At 65.1% G+C, this 17,769-nt stretch carries 13 protein-coding genes and 1 pseudogene; 8 read left to right on the plus strand and 6 right to left on the minus strand.

Annotated elements, in window-relative coordinates; translation table 11 throughout:
* Nucleotides 1-41: 41 nt before the first annotated feature.
* The 4 genes from efp to EBQ26_RS03675 form a co-directional block, all read right to left on the minus strand.
* Nucleotides 42-596: an elongation factor P gene (gene efp, locus EBQ26_RS03660; RefSeq protein ID WP_122237663.1), complete on the minus strand. Its 555-nt coding sequence runs from the start codon at nucleotides 594-596 to the stop codon at nucleotides 42-44.
* Between the two features lie 164 nt (nucleotides 597-760).
* Nucleotides 761-1,879, minus strand: coding sequence for an NAD(P)/FAD-dependent oxidoreductase (locus tag EBQ26_RS03665; protein ID WP_122237664.1), 1,119 nt, complete (start codon nucleotides 1,877-1,879; stop codon nucleotides 761-763).
* Nucleotides 1,880-2,011: 132 nt separating this feature from the next.
* The gene (locus tag EBQ26_RS03670) at nucleotides 2,012-3,001 is read right to left on the minus strand and encodes a calcium/sodium antiporter (RefSeq protein ID WP_122237665.1); all 990 of its coding nucleotides are present in this window, start codon (nucleotides 2,999-3,001) and stop codon (nucleotides 2,012-2,014) included.
* A complete protein-coding gene (locus tag EBQ26_RS03675) occupies nucleotides 2,998-5,775 on the minus strand; it encodes a cation-translocating P-type ATPase (RefSeq protein WP_122237666.1) in 2,778 nt (925 codons plus the stop codon). Before EBQ26_RS03675 ends, EBQ26_RS03670 begins: the two co-directional genes overlap by 4 nt.
* 191 nt (nucleotides 5,776-5,966) lie before the next feature.
* Between EBQ26_RS03675 and pyk the strand changes: the two genes are divergently transcribed.
* On the plus strand, nucleotides 5,967-7,451 hold the full coding sequence (gene pyk / locus EBQ26_RS03680) for a pyruvate kinase (protein ID WP_122237701.1): 1,485 nt from the start codon (nucleotides 5,967-5,969) through the stop codon (nucleotides 7,449-7,451).
* Between the two features lie 120 nt (nucleotides 7,452-7,571).
* On the opposite strand, the pseudogene EBQ26_RS03685 reads toward pyk, so the two are convergent.
* A pseudogene (locus tag EBQ26_RS03685) lies at nucleotides 7,572-8,188 on the minus strand (IS5 family transposase).
* A gap of 86 nt (nucleotides 8,189-8,274) precedes the next feature.
* Complete coding sequence (locus EBQ26_RS03690) at nucleotides 8,275-9,189, minus strand: helix-turn-helix domain-containing protein (protein ID WP_122237667.1); 915 nt, start codon at nucleotides 9,187-9,189, stop codon at nucleotides 8,275-8,277.
* 106 nt (nucleotides 9,190-9,295) lie between these two features.
* Between EBQ26_RS03690 and EBQ26_RS03695 the strand changes: the two genes are divergently transcribed.
* The 7 genes from EBQ26_RS03695 (at nucleotide 9,296) to EBQ26_RS03725 (ending at nucleotide 17,632) form a co-directional block, all read left to right on the plus strand.
* Nucleotides 9,296-11,347, plus strand: coding sequence for a TonB-dependent receptor (locus tag EBQ26_RS03695; RefSeq protein WP_122237668.1), 2,052 nt, complete (start codon nucleotides 9,296-9,298; stop codon nucleotides 11,345-11,347).
* On the plus strand, nucleotides 11,337-12,611 hold the full coding sequence (locus EBQ26_RS03700) for an MFS transporter (RefSeq protein ID WP_122237669.1): 1,275 nt from the start codon (nucleotides 11,337-11,339) through the stop codon (nucleotides 12,609-12,611). Before EBQ26_RS03695 ends, EBQ26_RS03700 begins: the two co-directional genes overlap by 11 nt.
* 2 nt (nucleotides 12,612-12,613) lie before the next feature.
* Nucleotides 12,614-14,422: an ABC transporter ATP-binding protein gene (locus EBQ26_RS03705; RefSeq protein ID WP_238944117.1), complete on the plus strand. Its 1,809-nt coding sequence runs from the start codon at nucleotides 12,614-12,616 to the stop codon at nucleotides 14,420-14,422.
* A complete protein-coding gene (locus EBQ26_RS03710; RefSeq protein WP_122237671.1) occupies nucleotides 14,419-16,185 on the plus strand; it encodes an ABC transporter ATP-binding protein in 1,767 nt (588 codons plus the stop codon). Before EBQ26_RS03705 ends, EBQ26_RS03710 begins: the two co-directional genes overlap by 4 nt.
* Nucleotides 16,186-16,188: 3 nt before the next feature.
* The gene (locus tag EBQ26_RS03715) at nucleotides 16,189-16,317 is read left to right on the plus strand and encodes a type II toxin-antitoxin system RelE/ParE family toxin (protein ID WP_122237672.1); all 129 of its coding nucleotides are present in this window, start codon (nucleotides 16,189-16,191) and stop codon (nucleotides 16,315-16,317) included.
* Nucleotides 16,318-16,320: 3 nt separating this feature from the next.
* Nucleotides 16,321-16,629 (plus strand): helix-turn-helix domain-containing protein, encoded by a 309-nt coding sequence (locus EBQ26_RS03720; protein WP_122237673.1) that lies wholly within the window; start codon nucleotides 16,321-16,323, stop codon nucleotides 16,627-16,629.
* Between the two features lie 231 nt (nucleotides 16,630-16,860).
* Nucleotides 16,861-17,632, plus strand: a protein-coding gene (locus EBQ26_RS03725) for an IS5 family transposase (protein ID WP_238944119.1) whose coding sequence is annotated in 2 segments (ribosomal slippage) — nucleotides 16,861-17,219 and nucleotides 17,218-17,632 — 774 coding nt in all. Because the reading frame shifts where the segments join, the coding sequence is not laid out codon by codon here.
* The last annotated feature ends 137 nt before the right edge of the window (nucleotides 17,633-17,769 follow it).

A 17,769-nucleotide genomic window follows, 5' to 3' on the forward strand; every position in this document is an offset into this window, starting at 1 on the left:
GCTTTTCAGGTGTGGGTGTGCTGTGCTTGTGTCGATGGCCCTTAGACGCGCTTGCGGTATTCGCCGGTGCGGGTGTCGATTTCGATGCGATCGCCCTGGTTGACAAATAGCGGCACGGCCACTTCAAAGCCGGTGGCGATTTTGGAGGGCTTGAGCACTTTGCCCGAGGTGTCGCCTTTGACACCAGGCTCGGTCCAGGTGATTTCGCGCTCGACGATGGTGGGCAGCTCCACGGAGATGGCCTTGCCGTCGTAGAACACGACTTCGGCGGTCATGCCGTCTTCCAGGTAGTTGAGGGCATCGCCCATGTTGGCGGCTTCGACTTCGTACTGGTTGAACTCGGTGTCCATCCACACGTACATCGGATCGGCGAAGTAGGAGTAGGTGCACTCTTTCTTCTCGAGGATGACGTTGTCGATCTTGTCGTCGGCCTTGAACACGACTTCGGTGCCCATGTTGGAGAGCAAGGCTTTGAGCTTCATGCGCACGGTGGCTGCGCCGCGGCCGCCACGGGCGTATTCGGTTTTGAGGACGATCATCGGATCCTTGCCGTGCATGATGACGTTGCCGGCGCGGATTTCTTGCGCGATTTTCATAAACAGAAATGTCTTGAGATCAAAGGAGCCTGCCTTGCGGGCAGAAGAAGGGGGCAGTGTGGGGCCGCGGCGGGGGGAAAACGCCCAAGGCCGCTTGGCAAAACGCCCGGGGCGTGGATTCTATCGGCTTTTGTAGGCGTTTTCCCTTGGTGGGCGGGAGAAATTCAGTCGGTCACGGCCTGCGCGCAGCGCTGCGCGATGGCCAGGCAACTGGTTAGGCCAGGCGATTCGATGCCAAAGAGGTTGACCAGCCCGGCGATGCCGTGGACGGAGGCGCCCTGGATGATGAAGTCCGGCGCGGCTTCGCCCGGGCCGCCGATGTTGGGGCGAATGCCCGCGTAGCCCGGTTGCAGGCGCTGCGCATCCAGCGCAGGCCAGTAGCTGCGGATGGCCTGGGCAAAGCGCTCGCGCTGGGCAGGGTCCACGTGCAAATCGTCGGCGTGCTCCACCCATTGCACATCGGGGCCGAAGCGGGCCTGACCGCCCAGATCCAGCGTGAGGTGGATGCCCAGCCCGCCCGTTTGCGGCACGGGATAAATCAGGCGCGAGAAGGGCGCGGGGCCGCTGAGGGTGAAGTACTGGCCTTTGACGAACCAGGCTTTGGGGATGTGCTGCGCGGCCAGCCCTTGTGTGCGCTGGGCCAGCGGGATGGCGCCGTGGCCTGCGGCGTTGACGACGATATCGGCCTCGATCACCGTCCCATCCTCGGTGCGCAGGCGCTTGCGGCCGTCGGGGTGGGTGCAGTCGATGCTTTGCACGGGGGAGATGAAGGCGATCATGCCGCCAGCGTCCTCCAGGTCGCCGCGCAGGGCGAGCATGAGGGCGTGGCTGTCGATGATGCCGGTGCTGGGCGAGAGCAGCGCGCTTTCGCAATGCAGGGCTGGCTCCAGCGCCTGGGCCTGGGCTTGGGTCAGCGGCTGCAAATCGTCCACCCCGTTGGCGTATGCGCGCTGGGCGATGGCTTCGAGCTGGGCCTGCTGCGCAGGCGTGGTAGCGACGATGAGCTTGCCCAGGCGCTGGCAGGCGATGTGGCGGGCGGCGCAGTATTCGTACAGCATTTCTTTGCCTTGCACGCACAGCGCGGCTTTGAGCGAGCCGGGCGGGTAGTAAATGCCCGCGTGGATGACTTCGCTGCTGCGCGAGCTGGTTTGCGTGCCAGCGGCGCGGGCCGTTTCCAGCACAATGACTTCATGGCCTGCCAGAGCCAGCGCCCGGCCCGTCGCCAGGCCGATGACGCCCGCGCCAATGACGAGGGCGGTTTGGGGTTTTCGGAGGGTGTTCACGGAGTTTTATTCCATTTCAAAAGGGATAAAAATTGCATTGTTTCGGCAATTTACGGTTGATGTTGTTTTTACATTGATTTGTAAAAATGAAAAACCTCGGGTTGCGCAATGCACACTGGCAGTGCGCTGCTCTCAAGTGCGTGTCAACAGCAGCAACCCCATATAGGCCAGGTAAGCCATGACAAACCCCAGCCCTTCCAGGCGTGAAATCCGGTGCCCGCTGCGCAGCACGGGCAGGCAGACCAACGCCACTGCCGCAGCTACGGGCATATCAATCAACAGCAGCTCGCGGCTGACGTCGATGGGTTGGGGCGCGGCCAGCATGACGGCCCCCAGGATGGCCAGGATGTTGTAAACGCCGCTGCCCAGCAAATTGCCGATGGCCACGTCGCGGTCGCCACGCAGCGTGGCGACCACGGTGGTGATGAGTTCGGGCGAGGAGGTGCCCAGCGCCACGATGCTCAGGCCGATCACCGCGTCCGAGACGCCAAAAGCCTGGGCCAGGGCCGAGGCGCCTGCTACCAGCCAATCGGCGCCCACGATGGTCAATCCAATCGCCAGTGCCAGCAGCACCGTGTGGCCGATGAAAGACTGGCGGCGCTGCGCCTGCGGGGGCAGGGGGGTATTGGCGAATTCGTGGATGAACTCCGCCGCCACTGCGCGGCGATCGCGCCGGCTCGATTGCACGATCAGCGCGGTGTAAAAGCCCGCAGCCAGCACCAGCAGCGCGCCCTCGGTGCGGGTGAGCTGGCCGTCGATGGACATGATGAGCAGTGCCAGGGCCGCGCCAATCATGGCGGGCACTTCCAGCCGCAGGCTGTGCGGGTGGATGGGCAGAGGGGCAATGGCCGCACTCAGGCCCAGCACCAGCAGCAACACCATGATGTTGGCGCCCGCGACGTTGCCCACCGCCAGCGCGCCTTTGCCCTCGGTAGCAGCGGTGATGCCCACTGCCAGCTCGGGCAGGCTCGTGCCAATGGCCACCACCGTCAGCCCGATGACGATGGGGCTGATATGCAGCAAGTTGGCGATGCGCGTGGCGCTTTTGAGCAGCAGCTCGGCGCCCAGCACGACCAAAGCCAAGCCGCCCAGAAACACCCATGCGGGGGAAATACTGCTCATGGCAAGCTCTTTGCAAAAGTGCGGGCGCGCCGCCGCCAGGCTTTTTCCAGCTCGACGGCGACAAAGACCAATGCCGCCAGTGCCAGGCACAGGGCCAACTCGGGAGCGGCCAGCGGTTGTGTTTTGAACACCGGGTTGAGCCAGGGCACGTAAATCGTCGCCATTTGCAAGGCAAACGTCAGGGCCACGGCCCCCAGCAGGGGGCGGTTGCTGCCCAGGCCCAGGCGCCACAGCGGCTCGGTTTCGGAGCGGATGGCCAGCACATGCGCCATCTGGCCCAGGGTGAGCACGGTAAAGACCATGGTTTGCCAGTGCCCCTGGCCGCTGGTGATGGCCCAGTGCTGCAAGCCCAGGCACAGCACAGCCAGCAGCGCCCCCACCAGCAGCACGTGCCAGCCCATGCCGTGGGCGAACAGGCTTTCGCCAGGCGGGCGCGGCGGGCGGCGCATGATGCCGCGCTCGGCTGGCTCGGCCGCCAGCGCCAAGCCGGGCAGGCCGTCGGTGACGAGGTTGACCCACAGGATGTGGATGGGCAGCAGCGGCATGGGCAGCCCCAGCAGCGGCGCAGCCGAGAGCGTGAGCACCTCGGCCCAGTTGCCCGTCATGGCGTAACGCACGAATTTGCGGATGTTGTCGTAGATGCGCCGCCCCTCGCGCACGGCGGCGACGATGGTGGCGAAGTTGTCGTCCAGCAGCACCAGGGCGGAGGCCTCGCGCGCCACATCGGTGCCGCCTTTGCCCATGGCCACGCCGATATCGGCGGCCTTGAGCGCGGGCGCGTCGTTGACGCCATCGCCGGTCATGGCGACGAACTGGCCGTGCGCTTGCAAGGCCTGCACGATGCGGATCTTTTGCGCCGGATCGACGCGGGCGTACACGCGAACGTCCTGCACGCGGGCCTGGAGCGCCACGTCATCCAGCGCGGCCAGCGCCGCGCCGGTGAGCACTTGAGCTTCCTCTGTGCCCACGATGCCCAGGCGGCGGGCGATGGCCAGTGCGGTGGCCGGGTGGTCGCCGGTAATCATCACCGGTCGGATGCCGGCACTGATGCAGTCGCGCACGGCAGCGGCGGCTTCCTCGCGCGGCGGGTCGATCAGCCCGATCAGGCCGATCAACGCCAGCTCGTTTTCGATGGCTTCTGTGGCGGCCACGCTTTGTGGTGCGGTCGGCAGCGCGGGCCAGGCGCGGCAGGCCAGGGCCATCACGCGCAGGCCCTGCGCGGCCAGGCGTTCGGCCTCGGCCAGCATCGCGCGGGCATCCAGCGCTTGCACGCCCTCGGGCGTCCATTGCCCGGTGCAACGCGGCAGTACGCTCTCAGGCGCGCCTTTGGTGTAGGCAATGAAGCTGCCGTGGCCCTGGTCGCCGCCTGGGCCGCCACCTGGGTCGCCGTCGCGGTGGAAGGTGGTCATGCGCTTGCGGTCGGAATCAAAAGGCAGCTCCAGCACGCGCGGCATGGCCGCTTCCAGTTCGGGCTTGAACCAGCCAGCTTGCGTGGCCACGGCGGTCAGCGCGGTTTCAGTCGGGTCGCCCTGCCAGCCCGTGGGGTTTCGGGCCTCGTCTGGGTTGAGGGGAGTGGCGTCGTTGCACAGCGCGGCGGCGCGCAGCAAGGCATGGTGCGAGGGCAGAGGGGCTGCGGCGTGGTCTGCGGTGCGGTTTTGGGCGTCATTTTTGACGTCATTCGGGCGCCAGGCTTGGCCGCCAGCAAGCACCAGCTCGGCATGCATGCGGTTTTGCGTCAGCGTGCCGGTTTTATCCGAGCAAATCACGCTGACCGAGCCCAGTGTCTCCACCGCAGGCAGGCGGCGGATCAGCGCATTGAAATCGGCCATGCGCCGCGCGCCCACGGCCAGCAATACGGTGACGATGGCGGGCAGCGCTTCAGGAATAGCGGCCACGGCCAGGCTGATAGCCGTCAGCAGCATCACCAACGGTGGCTCGCCACGCGCCAGCCCCAGGCCGAACAGGCCCAGGCAGATCAGCAGCACCAGCAGCGAGAGCTGGCGGGAAAAGCGGGCCAGCCGCAGTTGCAAAGGCGTGCGGCGATCGATGGCATCGCTCAGCAAACCAGCGACGCGGCCCAGCTCCGTTTGCATGCCGGTCGCCACCACCACGCCCAGTGCACGGCCGTGGGTGACCATCGTGCCCTTGAAGCCCAGGTTGATGCGGTCGCCCAAGGCCAGCGTTGCGCCATTGGCAGGCAGCGCCGCAACGCTTTTTTCCACGGTGACGGATTCGCCCGTGAGCGTCGATTCATCCACCTTCAGTTGCGCCACCTCCAGCAGCCGCAAGTCGGCGGGGATTTGCCGCCCCGCCTCCAGCAGCACGATGTCGCCCGGCGCCAGCTCGCTGGCGGGCACCGTGCGCGGCTGACCGTCGCGCAACACCTGGGCCTGCGCCGCCGCAAGCTGGCGCAGCGCGGCAATAGCTTGGTCTGCCCGGCGCGCCTGGGTAAAGCCAATCACCGCGTTGAGCAGCACGATGACGGCGATGACCAGCGCGTCCACCCACTCGCCCAGCACGCCCGAAACCAGCGCAGCGGCCAGCAGCACCACAATCATGAAATCCTGAAACTGCGCCAGCAACAGCGCGGGCCAGGAGCGCGCCTGCTGCGTAGCCAGGGCATTGGGGCCATGCGCGGCCAGGCGGCGCGCGGCCTCATCGACGCTGAGGCCGCAGGCGGCATCACTGCGCTGGGCGCGCAGCGCCTCGTCTGCGTCCAGCAAATGCCAGTCGGGCGGGGAGGAGGGCGAAGGGCGTTGGCTTGCGTGCGGCATCTTGGCGGAAAAAGACGGTTGACCCGTGTGACATTGTGCCCGCTGGCAACCTATGGAAAACCCTGGCCGACGCTTGCAAAACGCAAGTTTGTGCGCGTGGCTACCCTGATGCGGCGGCGCTGGGCTGATTCACAATAGCGTGCTCTGGCTCCCCCACTTTTCACACCATGAACACCACGCACACCCTCACCATGCCCCCGCGCAACCAGGCCAAGATCGTTGCCACCCTTGGCCCTGCCACCAACGACAAAGCCGCCATCCGCGCACTTTGGGAGGCGGGCGCGGATGTTTTCCGGCTCAACTTCAGCCACGGCGCGCATGCCGACCACCAGCAGCGCCACGCCTGGATTCGTGAAATCGAGGCCGAAACCGGCCAGCCCATCGGCGTGCTGGTGGATTTGCAAGGCCCCAAGCTGCGCGTGGGCGCGTTCGAGGGTGATGCGGTGGAGCTGCACGCCGGGCAGGACTTCCGGCTCGATCTCGATACGGCGCGCCTGGGCGATGCCACGCGCGTGGCCATGCCGCATCCGGAAATTTTTGCCGCCCTGCACGCCGGGGCCGAGCTGCTGCTCGACGACGGGCGCTTGCGCCTGCGCGTGCAGCGCTGCGGGGCGGACTTTGCCGATACCACCGTCGTCATCGGCGGGCGCTTGAGCAACCGCAAGGGCGTGAACGTGCCCGGCGTGCTGCTGCCCATTTCCGCCTTGACGGCAAAAGACCGCGCCGATCTGGCCTTTGCGCTGGATTTGGGGGTGGACTGGATTGCCCTCTCGTTCGTGCAGCGCGCGCAGGATATTCAGGAGCTGCGCCAGCTCATCCAGACCCATTTTGCGCACCCGGCCCAACCAGCCAGCCAGGCCGCCAGCCGCCCCGGCATCGTCGCCAAGCTGGAAAAACCCGCCGCCATCGCCGCGCTGGAAGCCATCGTGGCCGAGACCGACGCCGTCATGGTCGCGCGCGGCGATCTGGGCGTGGAAATGCCCGCCGAGCAAGTGCCCTCCCTCCAGCGCCAAATCGTGCGCGCCTGCCGCCGCATGGGCAAGCCCGTCATCGTGGCCACGCAAATGCTCGAATCCATGGTCGCCTCGCCCGTGCCCACGCGGGCCGAAGCCTCCGACGTGGCCAGCGCCATCTACGAAGGGGCCGATGCCGTCATGCTCTCGGCCGAATCGGCCTCCGGGCGCTACCCCGTGCAGGCGGTGGAAATGATGCAGCGCATCATCGGCCAAAGCGAGGCCGACCCCACCTGGCGCGACGCCATGGACGTGGCCTACGTGCCGCCGCAACCGACCTCCGCCGATGCCATCGGCCTGGCCATGCGCCACACCATCGCCTTGCTCCAGGCCGCGGCCACGGTGGCCTTTACCAGCTCCGGCTTTGCCGCCATCCGCGCCGCGCGCGAACGCCCCGCCGCGCCGATCATCGGCCTGACGCCGCACCTGGCCACCGCGCGCCGCCTGGCCCTGGTGTGGGGCGTGCACCCGGTGATCTCGCCCGAGCTGGCCGCCGATGTCAGCGTGGAGCTGATCTCCGACATGGCCAGACAAGTCGCGCTGGAGCGCGGCTTTGCCCGCGAGGGCGATCACATCGTCATCTCCGCCGGCCTGCCCTTTGCCACGCCGGGCACGACCAATTTGCTGCGCATTGCGCGCGTGGAGGGTGGCAATGGGCTTTAGAGCTTGTTAATTCTAAATCAATAATCAAATAAACAAACCAATTTCGGCATTTTGTTATTGAGGTGATTTTTCCCTTTGAAATAAAAATGTCGCGATGGCGGCCCTAGGCCGAATCGACATTCACCCCACCCACAAGGGAATCGATGCGAGGTAGAGGAAAGCCAGGAAGTGGGAGGGCTTGCGGTCGAAGCGAGTGGCGATGCGGCGGAACTGTTTGAGCCTGGCAAAGCAACGCTCAATGCGATTGCGTAGCCGGTAACGTGCCTTGCCGCAGGCACGCGGCTGCTGGCAGCTGCGAGGCGGGATCACCGGCTGGGCGCCGAGCGAGTGGATCAGCGCCACCAGTTGCCGGCTGTCATAGCCTTTGTCGGCCAAGACGTACTTGGGCTTGAACCCGGCCAGCAGCGCCGGGGCTTGCGTGATGTCGTTACGCTGGCCACCAGTGAGGATGAATCGCACCGGTCGGCCCTGGCCATCTGTCGCCATGTGGATCTTCGTGCTCAGACCTCCTCGGCTACGCCCCAGAGCCGGGTGCGCTGCCCCCCTTTTCCGGTCGCCGCCTGTGCGTGCGCCCGGACAATGCTGCTGTCGATCAGCACGCCATTGACGAAGCTGCGGTTGTCTACTGCCGTTCGCCCAGGGTCACTGGCCTTGCCTGGGAGCAGATCTTCGATCCGCTCCCATTGGGTTTGGGTCAATTCGTAGCGGCTGGGCCGCGGATGCTTGGTCTTGGATATCCGCCGAAGATACCGGATGAATGTCGATTCGGCCTAGATGTCGTTTCCCAATAATTGGCTTGGATTCAATCCCGATAGCGCTTCATCTACACCATGGGCCGGCGCTTGAGTTCGCCGGGAAGTATTCCGAACTGTTTCTGGAACGCTGCGCCAAAATGGCTCAGGTTGGTGTATCCGACTTGTCGGCCTGCCTCTGCTGCACTGGTTTTGCCGGACTCGATGAGTTGCCATGCATGATGCATGCGTTCTTGCTGATAAAGCGCATGCACGGACATGCCGAACATGCGCTTGAAGTCTTGTTTGAGCTGGAATGTGTTCATGCCGCAGGCACGGGCCAGCTCGGCAATGGTGGGGGCGCAGTCGATACGCGCCAACAGCAAGGCGCGCGCCAGTTCCAGGCGCGCGCGCTGGGCGCGGGTAAAGACGTTGCGCCTGTCATCGATGGTGCTGTCGATCAGCAGGGCCAGCAATTCAAGACTCTTGGCTTCGCGCAGCAGGGCGCTGCTTGCCGTGGAAGTCAGGATGCCATCGAGCTCATGGGCGGCGCGCAACACCTTGGCATGTGCGGACTCGACACGCAGATTGCTGGCGCGGCGCAATCGCTCGGCGAACAGAAAACCCTGTTCGCCCGCCAGCTCCGGCAGCGCGTCCAGGGGCAACAGCAGCCCAACCTGATGCGCACGGCCGCGCCACTGGGTTTTCCAGGGCACATCCGGCAAATAGCCGACCACGGTTTGGCGGCCAGATACGCTGAATTGGCGGCCATCAAGGTTGATGTCCGGCCCATCGCGCAGCCACACCGACAGATGCAGGCGGTTCTCGGAGTCCGTCACCGTGAGGCGCACGGGCTCCCGGTATTCGCTGCGACTGGCGAATGCAGACAAGCCGTATTGGGTGACATGGGCGCCGCTTTGTTGTGGCCCAGCCGGCCAAGCGTCAACCGATGGCTTGCTGGCGGAAGGCAGATAGCTCGCCACGTCGATGAATGAGTTGCGCGACATAAAAAAACTCCCGCTGCGGGTATGAAGTCTGCCTTTGAGGGCATATAGATGCGGATGAGAATCACTAAAGTCGAGGGGTATAGATTAACTCTTCTCGGTTTTCATCATGACATCCAACAAGCGCACACCGCTCGCCTTATCGTTGTCGCTATCCCTTCTTGCTTCGCAGAGCGCTTGGGCGCAAACCGGCGATGCCAATGGGGAGCCGAAAGCCACCACGCTTGCGACTATCACCGTCACGGCCACCAAGCGGGGAACCGCCGCGTTCGACGCGCCTGCCAGCGTGAGCGTGATCGATGGCGATGCGGTCGAGCGCGAAGACCTGCAACACCTGAATGACGCTGCGCAGCAACTGCCCAACGTCTATTTCACCGATTTCGTTGGCGGGCTGGGCACCATCATTATCCGGGGCATGGGCAATGGCGACGAAGAGTCGGATGTCGCCAGCATCGGGGTGCAAATCGACGGCGTACCGCTGCCGCTGACCGGCGTGATCGGAAACCTGTTCGATCTGGAGCAGGTTGAAATCCTCCGCGGCCCGCAGAGCCTGCTGCACGGTCAGGGCAATATCGGCGGCCTGATCGCGATTCGCAGCCGGGATCCCGGCATGACGTTCGCCGGTTCTGCACAGCTCAACTTCGGGACTGACAACCGGCGGCGCGCCGGTCTGGGGCTGGATGTGCCGCTCGGGGAGCGGACTGCGGTACGCATCACGGCCGGGCGCGATGAAAGTGATGGCCATGTCAGAAACGTGACGCTGAACCGCAAGGACACAAGCGGCTGGGGCAGCAATTTCGCGCGCCTGAAGCTGTTGCACCATGACGATGCGGGCGGCGAGCTTCGGTTGGGTCTGCATCATTTGGACCGCAACGGCGGCAGCGACTTTTTCCTCAGGCAGGCGGGCGCCGGACAGCGGGAGTCGGTCGAAGGCGATAGCGGAACCAACGACATCAGCTACACCTTGTTCAGCGGCGAGTACACCCGCCCGCTGGATGCCGATACGCGCCTGACCGTGGCTGTTGGCGCCAGCGATGCCCGGTGGAGCTACTGGACGCCGGTCTCCTTGCTCGGAGCCACCAACGGCTTCGATCTCAAGCTGAAGGGTTACAACGCCGAAGCCCGCATCCAGCGCAAGGCCACGGCACAAAGCCCGTTCGACTGGATGGCTGGCTTTCATGCCTCGCGTACCGACATGAATCGCCCCTACTTGTACGACTACGCGCCGTTCTTCCGCAGCGCCACCGCCTCACAGGTGGACGGCACGACGGTGGCGCTGTTTGGCGAAGCTGGCTGGCATTTCGCGCCGAGCTGGCGCCTGGGCGCTGGGCTGCGCCTGACGCGAGACCGCCGTGAAATGGCCTGGAGCAGCAACCAGAACGGCTCGGTCGAAAGTCTGGAACGCAAGGTCAACAACACGGTGTGGTTGCCGCAGCTCGCGCTGGAATACCGCCCCGACGAGCAACAGTTTGCGTGGTTCAAGATGTCGCGCGGCTACAAGGCCGCAGGTTTCAACGTCTATGCGACCCAATCCGCAGCGGCCGGCAACCCCTACGAACCCGAGTACGCCCATCACGCCGAGATCGGTTATCGGGTCAAGGATGCCAACCATCGCTGGGAATTTGGTGCGGCGGCTTTCTACTCCCGCCTGCGCAATCAGCAAGTCGTGATCGAGGGGCTGGGGGGCGCCACGATGACGGATAACGCAGGACGCTCGCACATTCAGGGCATTGAACTGGATGCCGCCTGGCGGCCTGCGCGCGCGCTGGAACTGCGCGGCCACTTGGGTTACGTCAAGGCGGTTTATGACGACTATGTGCGTGGTGGCACTGACTACGCGGGTCGGCAGTTCTCGGCAACGCCGCGCACCAGCTTTGGCGTGTCCGCCGTTTGGCGGCCTGCCGAAAACTGGGAACTGGGCGTTGCCGCCCGCCGGATCGGCAAGGTCTATCTGCAAGCCAACGATCAGGCGGACAAGGCCTACACGCTGGTGGATGCGCACCTGTCCTGGTATCACGGAAACTGGACGATGGGCCTGTACGGCAAGAACCTGACCGACGCGAAATACCTCACCCGGGCGATTGGCGATGGCCGGGGCGGCACTTTGGTGACTGCCGGTGCGCCGCGTACCGTGGGGGTTCGCTTGGCCTATGACTTCTGAGGAAGAACGCGGGCCAGCGGCGCTGGCGGCCGTGCGCGCCAGCGAGTACCGGGCGCTGGCGCTGATGTACATCACCCAGGGCCTGCCAGCGGGGCTGGCTTTTCATGCACTGGGGACGCTCATCCGCGCTGGCGGCTACAGCGTGGCGCATGTGGGCCTGGTCGGCCTGACCATTCTGCCCTGGGCGCTCAAGTTCCTGTGGGCGAGTTGCATTGACAATGCCTGCATCCGTTGGCGTTATCCGCGGGTGATCTTCATCGGCCAGACGGCTGCGGCGCTGACTTGCCTGGCATTGATGCCGCTGTCGATCGGCGCGCACCTTGGCTTGGCGCTGGCTGGCCTGGTTGCGCTCAACTTCATCAGCGCCACGCAGGATATCGCCACCAATGCCTATGCCGTATCGCGCCTGCAAGGCAAGGCCGCTGGCGTGGCCAATGCGATCCAGATCGCAGGCTTCATCGTCGGCATGCTGCTGGGCGGCGGCGGATTGTTGATCGTTCACGATCATTTGGGCTGGAGCGCCACGATGGCGATTCTGGCCGGTCTGATTGCCTTGATCGGTGTGCTGCTTTGGCTGGACAAACGCTGGCAGGCGCCGCTGGCCAGCGCCGAATCAAGTGGCCGCTCATGTGTCGATTCAAGCGCCGGTGCAGCCGCCAAGGTTCGGCTGCGCGATCTGCTGCGCCATCGTGATCTTGGGTGGGCGCTGGCGCTGGTTCTGCTGTTCAAGTTTCCCAGTACGGCCGTCAGCACCCTGATCCAGCCCTGGCTGGTGGATCGGGGGCTGGGTCTGGATGCCATCGGGTATATCCAGATGGCCGTGATGCTGGCAACCGCATGCGGGGGCGTCGTTCTGGGCATTCCGCTGGTGCGGCGGCTGGGCAATCGGCGTGCGGTGCTGGCGAGCTTTGCCATGGCGGCGCTGATGCTCGGGATGGCCTGGGGGCTGGAGCGGTGCGGCGTTCATGCCCAATGGGCTTACTACCTGGCTTTTTGCACGCAGGGGGTCTTCGAGGGCGCGCTGTTCGTGTCGGTCTGGGCAGTGTTCATGAACTGGTCTTCGCCACACTCGCCAGGAACGGATTTCACGGCCATGCAATGTGGTGAAAACATTGCCAACGCCATGGCGGTCGGCGCCATTGGCGGGCTGGGCCAGATGCTGGGCTACGCCAACGCTTTTGCACTGGTGTGGGGCGCAGCGGGCCTTGTGCTGGTCCTGATCGCCCTGTGTCTGCCGCGTCTGGTTCTCCAGACCGAGGGGTGAGCATGAAGCCATCGATCACGGAATCGCCAGGTCCAAAATCCATTCCTGCGCCGGTGCGCTTTGGTAGCCTGATGCGCGTGGCTCCATGGCTGCTCGGATCGGCGGTCATCACTGCCGTCGCTTCGGCGGCATTGAGCATCGCGCCGTTCTGGTTCATCTACCGCATCAGCGTCGAATTGTTCGGCGCGCAACCCGACATCGCCACGGTGCGGCGGCTGGCCTGGTGGGCCATGGGGTTGTTGCTGTTGCGCTGGGCGCTGATGGCGGTCAGCCATGTGTTCGCGCACACCGGCGCTTTCGCCATCCAGCACCGGCTGCGCATAGCGATGGCGCGACGTCTTGGAGAAGTGCCGCTGTCGTTCTTTGCCGCGCGCGGCTCGGGCAGCATGCGCCGCACGCTGACCGATGATGTGAACAGCATGGAGGGCTTTTTCGCCCATATGGTGCCCGACGCGGTAGCCGCCGCTGCCGTGCCACTGGCGGCGGCCGTGCTGCTGTTCGTGGCCGACTGGCGCATGGCGCTGGCCGCGCTCAGCCCGCTGCCGGTGGTTCTGCTGGTGCAGTGGGGGTCGATGCGTGGCATGGGCGAGCGCATGCGCGAGTGGAGCGCCTTGCAAGAACGCATTGCCAACCAGGTGGGGGAGTACGTGCGCGGCGTGCATGTGGTCAAGAGCTTCGGGCTTGCGGCGCGCTCGTTCGGCGAGCTGTCCGATGCCGTGCGTGGCGCGGTGCGCTGGGTGGAAGACTATGCCCGGGGGAGCGCGCGCGGATGGGTGTGGTTCACCGGATTGCTGTCGGCCAATCTGGTGGTGGTGGCGCCTTTCGGCGCTTGGCTGCATGCGCGCGGCAGCCTCGACGCTCCCACCTATGTGCTGTTTTTGCTGGTGGCCCCGGCTGTCCTCGCGCCATTGCTGCGTTTGACCTTTGCCATTGGCGAGCAGATGCAGCGCGCCGAAGCGATGCGCCGTATCAGCGACGTGCTGGCTGCGCCGCCGCTGGACCAGTCCCGTGCGGCGAAAGCGCCCGATGGCGCACTGGACATCCGCTTCGAGAAGCTGTGCCACCGCTACGGCCAGCGGCTGGCGCTCGATGAGGTGAGCTTCGAGGCCAAGGCCGGGCAATTGACCGCGCTGGTGGGAGCAAGCGGCTCCGGCAAGAGTACGCTGGTGCGGTTGGTGGCGCGGCTGTATGAGTTCGACGCCGGCAGCCTGCGCGTGGGCGGCGCGGATGTGCGCGAATGGCCGCTCGATGCGCTGCTGGCGAAGCTGGCCATCGTGTTCCAGGACGTGTTTTTGTTTCACGGCACGGTGCGCGACAACCTGAAGATCGCGCGGCCCGAAGCCAGCGACGCGGCCATCGAGGCCGCCGCCCGTGCCGCCTGCGCGCACGACTTCATCATGGCCTTGCCACAGGGCTATGACACGCCGCTGGGCGAGCGTGGCGCGCGCCTTTCGGGGGGCGAGCGCCAGCGGCTGTCGATTGCCCGCGCCTTGCTCAAGGACGCGCCCGTTCTTTTGCTGGACGAAGCAACCGCCAGCGTCGACGCCGAGAACGAAGCCTTGATCCAGCAAGCGCTGGATGCGCTGTGTGCGAATCGCACGGTGCTGATGATCGGCCATCGACTGCACACGATCATGCATGCCGACCACATCGTCGTGATGGAGGCCGGCCGCGTGGCAGGACAGGGCAGGCACGAAACCTTGCTGCGCGAATGCAGCGCTTACCAGCGCCTGTGGCGCGACCATGAACAGGTCAGGGAATGGTCGCTGGCAATGCCCACGGATGCGGCGCAGCGGGAGGCCGGGGCATGATCCGGGAACTGGTCCAGTCGGGCTTTCGCCTCTCGGGCACGCGTGATCCGCGCCTGATGCGCGGCCTGCGCTGGTCGGTCGTGGAAGGACTGTTCGCCGCCGCGCCATATCCATTGCTCTATCTGCTGCTGCACGCGGTGTTTACCGGCCGCATCACATCGGCGACTGCGCTGGGGTACGGGGCGGCGATGGCTGCCTGCCTGCTGGCGCGCATTGCCGCTGGCGCAGTCGGCATGCCGCTGGTGTTCAGCGGCGCCTACGCGATGATGGGCGAGGCGCGGCTGCGTGTTGCCGATCACCTGCGCCGCCTGCCCATGGGCTGGTTCGGCAAGCAGCGGGGCGGCGACCTGAGCGCGCGACTGACTTCCGATCTGGCGCTGGTCGAGAACCTGTGGTCGCACTTTCTCGGCGTGTTCGTTTCGGGCCTGGCGATGCCCGCTTTTTTGATGCTGTTTCTGCTGTGGCTGGACTGGCGGCTGGCCCTGATCGCGCTGGCTGGCATACCGTTGGCGCTGTTGGCGCTGGCCTGGACACAGCACGTTGCGGCGCGCACTGGCCAGCGTCTGATGGCGGCCAACGCCGCAGCGCATTCGGCCTTGCTGGAGTATGTGCAAGGCATCGCCGTCGTGCGTGGTTACGGCCGCTTCGGCGATGCATGGCAACGCCTTGAAGCCGCGCTGGAGGAACATCACGCGGCCCTGCTGGCAGCCGAAACCAAACCCGCGCCGTGGCTGGTGGCCTACGGTTTTCTGCTGGAAACGGGGTATGTCAGTCTGGCGCTGGCTGGCGCGTGGTGGCTTGCGGGCGGCACGCTCTCGCCCGAGGTGCTGATTGCCTTTCTGGTGCTGGCGCTGCCGGTGTACCGCCAATTGTTCGAGGTGGGGCTGGCCGCCATGCTGCTGCGCTTTGCGCGGCGCGCTCTGGCGCGTATCGAAAACGTGTTGGCCGAGCAGGCTTTGGCCGAACCGGCACAGGCGGCCGTCCCGCAAGGCCATGACATCGTGTTCGACAAGGTGCGCTTCGCATATGAGCATCGCCAAGGCGGCGCGGCCGTTCTTGACAATGTGTCATGCGAGATTGCGGCCAACTGCCTGACGGCAATCGTTGGCCCGAGCGGCGCTGGCAAGAGCACGCTGGTGCATCTGATCGCCCGGCTGTGGGACGTGGATGCGGGCGCGATTCGGCTCGGCGGCGCTGATCTGCGCGAGATCGGCACCGACGCGCTGCACCGCCACGTGGCGATGGTTTTCCAGGATGTCCTGCTGTTCTCCGGCTCGGTGCTCGACAACCTGCGCATCGGTCGGCCCGACGCCAGCCGGGAAGAAGTCATCGCCGCCGCGCGGCGCGCTCAGGCGCATGACTTCATCAGTGCATTGCCCGATGGGTACGACACGGTGCTCGACGAAGGCGGCGCGTCGCTGTCCGGCGGCGAACGCCAGCGCATCTCCATCGCCCGCGCCCTGCTAAAAGACGCGCCTGTGCTGCTGCTGGACGAGGCCACAGCCAGCGTCGATCCATCGGCCGAAACGCAGCTCCAGCGCGCCATTGCCGAACTGGCGCAAGGCCGGACAGTGGTCGTGATTGCACACCGGCTCAAAAGTGTGCGCCACGCCGACTGCATTCTGGTGATGGATCACGGACGCGTGGTGGAGCAGGGGCGGCATGACGAACTGCTGGCGCTGGACGGCCTGTATGCGCGACTGTGGTCACGGCAGCAGGCGGCGCAGGACTGGCGCGTTGGCGCGGCGCAGCGCTCTTCTTGAAAAATCTCCCTCCCCAATCCCCCAGACGCCGATGCGGTTTATGTGCTGCACGCCTTCCAGAAGAAGACGCAGAAGACAGCCCAGTACGATCTCGACCTAGCCGCCAGGCGTCACAAAACGATAGGAGTGTGAGCCATGAAAAAAACACAAGACGCCCGCTGGGAGGATGCCAGCCGCACGCAGGGTAGCGGCAATGTGTTTCTCGACTTGGGCTTCGGCCCGGCCGAGGTGGAGGTGATGCGCCTGCGCGCAGAGGTGATGATTCTGACCGCGCAGCACCTCAAGGACAAAGGCTGGACGCAGGCCGAAGCGGCTTGCCATTTGGGCATCACGCAGCCCAGGGTTTCGCGCCTGATCAAGGGCAAGGTGGAGGATTTCAGCCTGGACATGCTGGTGACGCTGGCTGCGCGCGCGGGGCTGCGACCCCAGTTGCGCTTGGGCTGATGGCTGTATCGGGCGGCTTCATCATATTGGCGTGCACAGTGTGGATGGGGGCGATGGCTTGGCCTGCCCATTGATGATGGCCTGTGCCTCCGTGCAGGCTCTGCGCCAAGTCTTTGAGATTGTCCTCATGGGCCTTCTTGCGCTGCGCTCATTCTCAGGCGAGGGCAGCCCACAGTAACCTGTGGGACAGCGCACTAGGCCGAATCGACATTCATCCGGTATCTTCGGCGGATGTCCAAGACCAAGCATCCGCGGCCCAGCCGCTACGAATTGACCCAAACCCAATGGGAGCGGATCGAAGACCTGCTCCCAGGTAAGATCGGTGACCCTGGGCGTACGGCAGCGGACAACCGCAGCTTTGTCAATGGCGTGCTGTGGGTATTGCGCTCCGGGGCGCGCTGGAGCGATCTGCCCACGCGCTACGGAGCCTACAAGAGCGTGCACAAGCGCTTCACCCGCTGGGCGGCCAAGGGCATCTGGGAGCTGGTGTTCCAGTCCCTGATTCAGGATCGAAGCAACGAGTATCTGATGATCGACAGCAGCATTGTCCGGGCGCACGCACAGGCGGCGACCGGAAAAGGGGGCGGCGCACCCGGCTCTGGGGCGTTGCCGAGGAGGTCTGAGCACGAAGATCCACATGGCGACAGATGGCCAGGGCCGACCGGTGCGATTCATCCTCACTGGTGGCCAGCGTAACGACATCACGCAAGCCCCGGCGCTGCTGGCCGGGTTCAAGCCCAAGTACGTCTTGGCCGACAAAGGCTATGACAGCCGGCAACTGGTGGCGCTGATCCACTCGCTCGGCGCCCAGCCGGTGATCCCGCCTCGCAGCTGCCAGCAACCGCGCGCCTACGACAAGGCACTCTACCGGCTACGCAATCGCATCGAGCGTTGCTTTGCCAGGCTCAAACAGTTCCGCCGCATCGCCACTCGCTTCGACCGCAAGCCCTCCCACTTCCTGGCCTTCCTCTACCTCGCATCGATTCCCTTGTGGGTGGGGTGAATGTCGATTCGGCCTAGAGCGTGTTATGCACTTTTCCGAGAGGTGGTGCTGAGCTTGGATACAGTGCCAGCATGTCTCGCAAGCCTTACCCCAGTGATGTCAGCGATGAAGAATGGAGCTTTGTCGCACCTTATCTG

The organism is Allofranklinella schreckenbergeri (genome assembly GCF_003703475.1).
In the GTDB taxonomy this organism is placed as follows: Bacteria; Pseudomonadota; Gammaproteobacteria; order Burkholderiales; family Burkholderiaceae_C; genus Lampropedia; species Lampropedia schreckenbergeri.